General features: G+C 41.4%; 7 protein-coding genes and 1 pseudogene. 4 read left to right on the top strand and 4 right to left on the bottom strand.

Going from position 1 to position 6,050, the window contains the following annotated elements:
• The coding region (locus tag C7B70_RS20195; RefSeq protein ID WP_146134105.1) for a LysR substrate-binding domain-containing protein at nucleotides 1–672 on the top strand (672 nt) is incomplete at its 5' end.
• A gap of 193 nt (nucleotides 673–865) precedes the next feature.
• Here the strand turns inward: C7B70_RS20195 and C7B70_RS20190 are convergent.
• A complete protein-coding gene (locus tag C7B70_RS20190; RefSeq protein ID WP_233221013.1) occupies nucleotides 866–1,741 on the bottom strand; it encodes an alpha/beta fold hydrolase in 876 nt (291 codons plus the stop codon).
• Nucleotides 1,742–1,820: 79 nt separating this feature from the next.
• On the opposite strand from C7B70_RS20190, the gene C7B70_RS20185 reads away from it, so the two are divergent.
• Together C7B70_RS20185 and C7B70_RS20180 are read left to right on the top strand one after the other, a co-directional pair.
• Nucleotides 1,821–2,684, top strand: a complete 864-nt coding sequence (locus C7B70_RS20185; protein WP_106370781.1) for a LysR family transcriptional regulator — start codon at nucleotides 1,821–1,823, stop codon at nucleotides 2,682–2,684.
• A gap of 218 nt (nucleotides 2,685–2,902) precedes the next feature.
• A pseudogene (locus tag C7B70_RS20180) lies at nucleotides 2,903–4,058 on the top strand (IS630 family transposase).
• 7 nt (nucleotides 4,059–4,065) lie between these two features.
• On the opposite strand, the gene C7B70_RS27165 reads toward C7B70_RS20180, so the two are convergent.
• On the bottom strand, nucleotides 4,066–4,248 hold the full coding sequence (locus C7B70_RS27165) for a hypothetical protein (protein WP_199192394.1): 183 nt from the start codon (nucleotides 4,246–4,248) through the stop codon (nucleotides 4,066–4,068).
• A gap of 37 nt (nucleotides 4,249–4,285) precedes the next feature.
• On the opposite strand from C7B70_RS27165, the gene C7B70_RS27160 reads away from it, so the two are divergent.
• Nucleotides 4,286–4,474, top strand: a complete 189-nt coding sequence (locus tag C7B70_RS27160) for a hypothetical protein (protein WP_199192393.1) — start codon at nucleotides 4,286–4,288, stop codon at nucleotides 4,472–4,474.
• A 10-nt stretch (nucleotides 4,475–4,484) separates the two neighbouring features.
• On the opposite strand, the gene C7B70_RS20170 is transcribed toward C7B70_RS27160, so the two are convergent.
• Entirely contained in the window at nucleotides 4,485–4,961 is a 477-nt protein-coding gene (locus tag C7B70_RS20170; RefSeq protein WP_233221012.1) for a DM13 domain-containing protein, read from the bottom strand.
• Nucleotides 4,962–5,208: 247 nt separating this feature from the next.
• The gene (locus C7B70_RS20165) at nucleotides 5,209–6,042 is read right to left on the bottom strand and encodes a redoxin domain-containing protein (RefSeq protein WP_106370779.1); all 834 of its coding nucleotides are present in this window, start codon (nucleotides 6,040–6,042) and stop codon (nucleotides 5,209–5,211) included.
• Nucleotides 6,043–6,050: the final 8 nt, after the last annotated feature.

Genomic DNA, 6,050 nt, shown 5'->3' with positions numbered 1-6,050 from the left:
GCTCGGTTAACGCGAGTTACAGAATCTACTACGTTAACGGTGAGCGTGACGACAGTATTTGCCGCCAAGTGGTTGGTTCCTCGTTTATCTGAGTTTCAACGAGCTTATCCTACAATTGATATTCGTCTACAAACCTCAAATGATGTAGTAGACTTACACAGGCAAACAGTTGATTTAGCTATTCGATACGGCAAAGGTAACTATCCTGGGCTGACGGTTCGCCAACTCATATCCGATGTATTTATGCCAGTGTGTAGCCCACGTTTATTAAACAATCGGCATCCAATCCAAACTCCAGAGGATCTAGAGCATTATCCTCTATTGCATTTTGAATGGATTCACTTTGGAGCCGATGCTCCTAGTTGGAGAAATTGGTTTAAAGTCACGGGGCTAAACACCATTGACTCAAATTGTGGGCTTAAATTCAACGAAGAAAGTTTAGTTATTCAAGCTGCAATCTCAGGTCAAGGTTTTGCTTTGTGCAGCAAGGTTCATGTCTCTGATGATGTGGCATTAGGGATTTTAGTGCAACCCCTTGATGTGTCGCTAGATGGTTTTACTTACTCGGCTGTGTATTTAGAGAACCACCCAAAAGAAACACTGATTCTCAAGTTTTTAGATTGGTTAGTCGAAGCGGCTAGTAGTTTCTCTCAACTTAGAGCTTTGGAATAGGGCAGCGACAAGCAACGGAACCACAAAATGGAACAAGAGACGCTTTTTTAAAACTACTACTCCCTCATTTGTGTATATACATGGCGAAAAGTAGATGTGAAAACTATGACAGTTCTACTGAACCTTTATTCTCAATGGTCAAATTTGAGTAGCAGTTCACGCCATGAATCGTGCTATTATTGAGCGCAACAGACTAAATAGTGTGAGATGGAAGAAAGCGGCGGATGTGATCTGCAATCGCAGTTCCCTCTTCTTCTAAAGCAAAATGCCCGGTGTCGAGCAGATGAAACTCGATCGTTTTCAAATCCCGCTTGTAGGGATGAGCACCTTCAGCAGGAAAGATCGGATCATTTTTGCCCCAGACTATTAATGTGGGAGGTTGATGGGTACGAAGATACTCCTGCCATTGAGGATATAACGGTGGATTAGAGCGGTAGCTGTAAAATAAAGCGAGTTGAATGTCATTATTACCAGGTCGATCTAGGAAAAATTGATCGATGTTCCAGTTGTCTGGGCTGATGGTTTGAGGATCACGAGTGCCTTGCGTATACTGCCCTTTAGTGGCATCCAGCGTGAAAAATGGCAGCAGCTTTTCAGCATTCTCTAAGGAGCGATCACGCCAATATGCTCTGAGAGGAATCCAAAAATCACTGAGACCTTCCTCATAGGTATTCCCGTTTTGCACAATCAATGCCTCAACTCGTTCTGGGTATTTTGCTGCTAATCGAAATCCAATTGGGGCCCCATAGTCCATAACATATAAGCTGTACTTGCTCAAGCCCACGGCTTGAGTAAACTTCTCAACGATGTCAGCGAGATGATCGAAGGTATAGTCGAACTGATCGATCGTGGGCATGGAGCTATTGCCAAAACCAGGATAATCTGGCGCAACCAGATGAAAGCGATCGGCAAGGGCGGGAATCAAATTGCGAAACATATGCGATGAGGTTGGAAAACCATGCAGTAAAAGAATTGTAGGGTTACTCGGCGATCCAGCTTCACGGTAGAAGATATCTAACCCGTCAATTTTAATGGTGCAGTAAGTCGTCATTGCGTTTTGGTCTTGCAAGGTTTACATTCCTATCTTCAAAGAAGTACAGTTATAAAGCAAGACTATTTTCATTATCAAACTCATAGATATCATCTATATGGACTTGTATCAGATCCGCTATTTTCTAGCGATCGCGGAGACAGGCGGCTTCACTAAAGCCGCAGAGCGCCTGTTTGTTTCTCAACCTTCCTTATCTGTAGGCATCAAGAAGCTAGAGCAGGAATTAGGTGTAACGCTGTTCGAGCGAGGAGGACGACGAGCTATCCTCACACCCGCCGGGAAGTTCTTTCTAACAAAGGCGACAATTATCCTGAGTGAATATCAGACCACGCTACGGGAACTCAAGGGATTCCATAGTCAGCCCACTTTGCGATTGGGTACCCTTCGTACAATCCGAATCGTTAGTTTAGCTAGATTAATTAGCGCTTTTCAAGCCGAGTATTCCAATATACTTATTGAGTTATTGGATGGTACGTTAGTGGAACTCCGCGATTCGCTAGAACAGGGGGAAATTGATCTAGCACTTACGGTGCTAGATAGCCGTGAGGACTCTAAAACTTCACTAACACTGTTTCAACAACGTCGAGCGCTGGCTGTCTCTGCAAATCACGCATTTGCTCAAAGAGAAACTGTGCGGTTGGCAGAACTTGGTGGACAGCCTTATATTGAACGGATGCATTGCGAACTTTGGGGAGAGACGTCGCAGTTGTTCGAGTCTAATGCACTTCAGCCTCGTGTTGTGTATCGTGCTGACTATGAGGAGTGGGTGATTTCTCTCATTGCTGCTGGTTTAGGAATTGCCATCATGCCAGAGTGGCAAAATATTCCGGGCGTTGTCTACATTCCAATTTCTGATCTGCCTCTGCGTCGTGCGATCGGTTTAGTTTGGCGAACAGGGCAAGACGTAGAAGTGATTGAGCGATTTCGTGCCTTTGCAGCCAGTCACGATTGGCAAATATAGTTGTAAGAGGAGTTATAGCGATAGCAATAATTTTATAGTCAGTGTAATTGCGGAATATTTACGCTTTTGTCGCAAGCTCAAGGAATCAAGGGCGCTTCGATCTTGTAGTTCTGAATGAAAGCTGCCAGCATAGGCGAAAGTGTTAGGTAAGTGCTACGCTAATAAACCTTGAAAAGGTATAAAATAAAAACTTGAATTAGCAAAGGGTCGAGGGAACAATGCCTGTTAAAGGATTCCTAAATCTGGAACAAAAAGAAAGACTGCAAACTTTAGTGCGCTCTAATGATTGTCCGAGCTTAAGAGAACACGCCTTGATATTGTTACTCCGCTCATGACGGAAAGACCTATGAAGAGATTGCTAGTTTTATTGGTTGTGGGTATCGAACAGTAGCTCATTGGTGCGAAGCTCGTCGGATGAGGGACTCATCCCGACAGACTTCGCGCGTACATGGCGACCCAGATAACCTAGAGACTTTAAAAGACAAGCGACAGCAAGGTAATTACCGAAAAGCTACGGAGCAGTATATTGAATTATTAATAGAAATAGTGTCAAAAGCACCGCAAGAATTTGGTTATGAATTTGGCAGATGGACAGGGGAAAGATTATCAACTTATTTAGAACAGCAAACAGGCATGCGCGTTAAGTAGTAAACAAATTAGTCGGATATTGCAAAAAAAAACTACGTTTACATTTGAGCGAAGTACAGCTTAGAATCTCAGCAAAACAAAGCAGAAAGAGCAATATTTCAAAAGAAGTTAGAGAATTATTTAAAAGCTGGAGTTGTAGCACCAGAGATATTCCAGGTATGGTTTTGGGACGAGACTGGGTTCAGTTTAAGAGTAATACGACGCAAAGGTTGGACACGCCGAGGTACTAGACAAAAAGTAAGAGGTACTCGCAGCAGAGGTCGAATAAACGTAATGGGTGGGCTACGTTATCATGATAGAAAAAGCTTAAGCTTTTTCATTGATAAAGGTAATGGAGAGAGTTTTTTTGAGTCTTTGAAAAAGCTAAATAACTTTGTTGGCGTTGAATGGGTTAAACAAGGAAATAAATTGGAGCTTTATCAAAGAATAGGTCCGAGAGTTCTAGTAATTTTAGATAATGCCAGTTACCACAAGCGTCAAGATATCATTGATAAAATAAAGCAAGAACTACCGAATATACAGCTCTGTTTTTTACCAGCTTATAGCCCAGACTTGAATTTAATTGAATTAGTATGGCATTCCTGTAAAGAGTTCATTGCTCATCGGTTACTTGAGTCAGCTAACCAACTTCAAGAAATTCTGGAAAGATTGCTTAATCAGGAAGAGCTAGTAATTAACTGGAATAGAAATATTTATAATAAGGGTAATAATTTTATTGCAACTTAAATGTCTATTAGCTTACCTGGAAGGGGTTTTTACTGACTAATTCATTATTCAAAATGTTTTTAATAATTGGGTGATAGATTCCCAATAAAGCAATCCCGACAACGGCGGAGGTTAGCCAATTTCCCAGCCGATTATGTTCTGCGCCAACGACAGGCGGAATTTTGCTTTTGCCTTCACCCTTGATTTGCAAGCGACGCTGACGAGTTTACCATGCTAGGTTAATAACTATGCCAATTAAGGGAAAAACAAAGATAACTGCGATCGCTGGATGCATTACAGTAAAAGCGTCTTTAATTTCTACCATCCAAAACCTCAGTGTAAAAATAGAATTTGACCGACACGGTTTAGCTGTGAAAGGAAAGCAAAAGTATCGGGCATTGCAGATAGGTGATGAGCTATCTGCGATCGCACTTTAAATATGTATGATTAACGCTGGGCTGTGGATGTTGTGGGTAACAAAGCATAGCCAAAAGTAGCATTAAACATTCGACACCATACAGCTACCGTGCGAAAGTTTGCCAAATTAATGTTATTGGGAATCGCATAACGTTGAGAACCGCTAACTTTTTGTAAGCGGCTGAGAGTAACATAATCAGGCTTTTTTAAACCACCTTTTGGTAATGTAGCATCGCGGTGGAGGATAACGTGCAAGTCTGTACCCATATCTGACTTAAAGGCTTTGTCAAATACTAGGTAGCGTTTACCCTTTTCGTTAATAATACTTACTGCTCCTTGAGTAGGATGTTCTGCGGCAACAAACATACCAGTTTTTTGTTTAGACATTGCCCCGTCATTCATTTGTGGACGAGACATTTCTCCAGCTTGTACTGATAGTTGATGAGATGGTAATCCACTTACACCAAGAACGAGAGCGGTAGCATTACTAAATACTAAATATTTCAATTTTATGGCTTTAAATTTCCGAAATAACTTACTTTCATACTGTATAGGTTCCCAGTAGGTGCAAAATTAATCGCTGTTAAGAAGTGGATTCAATAATGCTCATGCTTTTCTCAGCAAATTCTCATTTAACTACTAAGTTTAGCCGTTCCAAAAGTAGCATTAAATTGACGACAGACACCAAATCACCGCCGATTAATAGTTTTATAGCTTAATATTTTGACGAATAGCATAACGTTTTGATTGCATCCTAGTTCTGAATTTGCACATTACGAGCGCTTAAACTAAATTTACCTGTAACAACTTCAAACTCGACCTTTGTACCAGGATTAACAGTACGATACCCTTCTCCAGGAATAGCAGTAAAGTTAAAAAATATATCTTCTTCTGTATCCAAAGGCGCGATCACACCGTTGCCAGTTTTAAAGTCAAAAGAGCGTACTATTCCCCGCCTTACTGGTAGACCGTTTGCCCCCAATAGTGGCGTACCATTGGCCCATTCTTGCTGAGGAATGCGAATTTGTTTAACTTCAGGCGTATTATAGTCTTCATAACTGTAGTTAGAATTAGTTTGCATAATGGTACGTAAATCAATTCTTAATTCTTCTAAAGTTGGTCGCCCGACAAAAAACCAGCCATTATAAATTTTGTGAACAGTTAAGTTAGGTCGTAAAACAAAGGTATAAGGTTGGGCGCGATCAGCATACTCACCTTCGGTAACATCTAAAATATTAATTTGGTTAATAAGCTCTCGTTTCTCATCCGCCAAAAAAGTCCATTGCGCCCCCAACCCAGCGCGAAAAGCGGCTTGTACTAAGGGCGGATCGGTACTAATCGTAACCAACTGACAATAGTTGACTGCTAGTTCCGGCTGAAGTTGTACCAGTTGCGAAAATTGTTGGCGATCGCGCGGACAGAAAAAGCCGCGATAAAAAACTACTATTAGCGGATAACCGTCTAAAAATCCGAGTTTTCTGTCTAATAAGTTAGGTTGGGTAAATTCAGATAATTGCATCAATTCCCCTTGATGATTGGGCAGTGCAAAGTCATTAAAGACTTCGCCAACTTGTAAATGAGTTGTCATCGCTAGAT

The sequence above is a fragment of the Chlorogloea sp. CCALA 695 genome (assembly GCF_003003885.1).
GTDB lineage: Bacteria > Cyanobacteriota > Cyanobacteriia > Cyanobacteriales > Chroococcidiopsidaceae > Aliterella.
This window is presented reverse-complemented; position numbering and strand designations above follow the sequence as displayed.

Coding starts and splice junctions, on each gene's coding strand:
- C7B70_RS20165 (WP_106370779.1), bottom strand. CDS start 6,042: ATGACAACTCATTTACAAGTTGGCGAAGTCTTTAATGACTTTGCACTG.
- C7B70_RS20185 (WP_106370781.1), top strand. CDS start 1,821: ATGGACTTGTATCAGATCCGCTATTTTCTAGCGATCGCGGAGACAGGC.
- C7B70_RS27160 (WP_199192393.1), top strand. CDS start 4,286: ATGCCAATTAAGGGAAAAACAAAGATAACTGCGATCGCTGGATGCATT.